The organism is Caballeronia sp. BCC1704, from assembly GCF_902833455.1.
Classification (GTDB): Bacteria; Pseudomonadota; Gammaproteobacteria; order Burkholderiales; family Burkholderiaceae; genus Caballeronia.
On sequence record NZ_CADFFT010000014.1, the window covers coordinates 1 to 705 of the forward strand.

Here is a 705-nt window from a genome sequence, read left to right on the forward strand (position 1 = left end):
AACTCCTGTCTTGCCAGTTCGTGCGCGCTGACATCGGCTGCCGTAACGAAACACGCTTCATGGCCGGCATAGTTCAGAAGATGGTACGAGACATCGACATGAATGATCTGACCGTCAAGGCGCGTATGCCTGCGCACGCCGCCCGACCCTGCCGGCGCGCCCGACGCAACGTACATCTCCAGGTCTCGCCGGAACTGCTGTCTATCCTCCGGCGGACGCAGTTCGTCAGCGGTAATCTGCATCAGCTCGCTGAGATCGCCTCCGTACTGACGCTGTGCCGCAGCGTTCGCGGTCAGCACGCGGCCGGTATGGATGTCGAAGATGAGCATTGCGAGCGGATGCTGCTCGAAGTATTCGATGAAGCGGTCATGTGCTTCGCGCGCGACGATCTTGGCCGCGCTGCTAGAAAGCGACGCGCGATGCGCGATCACGAGTGCATAAGCCAGCAAGATTAAACCCGTGGCGAGTGCCACGGCGAACGTGACCTTCTGCCGGACAAGTTGCGCTTCCGCCGTGAGTTGCATCGTTGCGAGCTTCGACCTTTGCGCCAGTTGCAGTTCGGAAAGCCCATGCATGATCGACTGAAGCGTCTTGTTGGCCTTTAACTCCTGTCTTGCCAGTTCGTGCGCGCTGACATCGGCTGCCGTAACGAAACACGCTTCATGGCCGGCATAGTTCAGAAGATGGTACGAGACATCGACATGA

Annotated in this window: 1 protein-coding gene; it reads right to left on the bottom strand. The window is 59.0% G+C overall.

The window, feature by feature from the left end:
- A partial coding sequence (locus HWX53_RS27410) for a PAS domain S-box protein (RefSeq protein ID WP_175946732.1) occupies positions 1-705 on the bottom strand: 705 nt, incomplete at both ends.